The sequence below is a fragment of the Gluconobacter sp. P1D12_c genome, assembly GCF_018812105.1.
In the GTDB taxonomy this organism is placed as follows: Bacteria; Pseudomonadota; Alphaproteobacteria; order Acetobacterales; family Acetobacteraceae; genus Gluconobacter; species Gluconobacter oxydans_A.
In genome coordinates this window covers 1-694 of sequence record NZ_JACSIQ010000110.1, presented here as the reverse complement: position 1 = coordinate 694, position 694 = coordinate 1, and the positions used below count along the sequence as shown (strand labels likewise).

The following is a 694-nucleotide window of genomic DNA, read 5'->3' as shown; positions in this document are numbered from 1 at the left end:
GATTCCAGCACCCGTCCCGGCCAGCGCATGTAGAGCATGACCATCGTGAAACCCAATCGGGAGGTTTCTCCGCGGCGGGTTGCGATCAGATCGAAGTCATCCTGGCTGAGTGTAAAATGTCTCGTGATCTCGCGATCATCGACAGAAGGCTCGTAATGTCGGGCGAGAGCTTCACGGGTCAGAAGACGGCGCCGCGCCATGATCGGATGTCTCCTTCATGTGTCCGGAAGGGGATCGTTGGACGGACTGTCCCGGACAAGTGCAACACGTCATGGAATACAGCCGTGTGCTGTGTCTCATAAAGGTGGTACCATATGTTTTGCAGTCATGGGGCCTTATACGTTACACTTTCCCGTATGACACACATAATGATCGGCTATGCCCGCTGCTCGACGGACAAACAGGATCTCGCGGCCCAGCATCAGGAACTGCTCAAACTCGGTGTTTCTGCCGATCGTATTTACACCGACAAGGGCTTCACCGGCACGAACCGGGAAAGGGCCGGCCTTGACCAGGCACTGGCGGCTGTTCGTAGTGGCGATACTTTGGTCGTACCAAAGCTTGATCGACTGGCCCGCTCTGTCCCTGATGCACGGCTTATTGGCGACAGCCTGGCATCCCGTGGCGTGAAGCTTCAACTTGGGAACAGTATTCACGATCCGTCTGATCCAATGGGCAAGTTGTTCTTCAACAT

The 694-nt window shown here is 55.5% G+C and carries 2 protein-coding genes; one reads left to right on the top strand and one right to left on the bottom strand.

Going from position 1 to position 694, the window contains the following annotated elements; genetic code table 11:
• Positions 1–200 (bottom strand): DUF4158 domain-containing protein (locus tag KP705_RS15810; protein WP_215764898.1); only part of this gene is annotated, 200 nt, incomplete at its 3' end.
• A gap of 156 nt (positions 201–356) precedes the next feature.
• On the opposite strand from KP705_RS15810, the gene KP705_RS15805 reads away from it, so the two are divergent.
• Positions 357–694, top strand: a 338-nt coding sequence (locus KP705_RS15805) for a recombinase family protein (RefSeq protein WP_215764896.1), incomplete at its 3' end; no start/stop codon positions are given.